This window comes from Bradyrhizobium manausense, from assembly GCF_001440035.1.
Taxonomy (GTDB): domain Bacteria; phylum Pseudomonadota; class Alphaproteobacteria; order Rhizobiales; family Xanthobacteraceae; genus Bradyrhizobium; species Bradyrhizobium manausense.
Genome location: NZ_LJYG01000116.1, coordinates 218,278 through 218,481 on the forward strand (window position 1 = coordinate 218,278; position 204 = coordinate 218,481).

The window sequence follows — 204 nt, forward strand, 5'->3', positions numbered from 1 at the left end:
CTTGCGCCTTCGCCGCAATGGAAATATCGCCGCGAAACACGATCGCGCGCGAGGAGGTGGTGCCCTGGTCGATGGCGAGGACGAAAGACATGGAAGCTTACCTTGGCGTTTTCTTTGGCGTTTTCCCCGAGGGGATATTGTGTCGCGCCAAAAGGAGCGGATTAGGACGGCAAGGTCAATATCCCTCCGTCGTCCCGGCCCCCC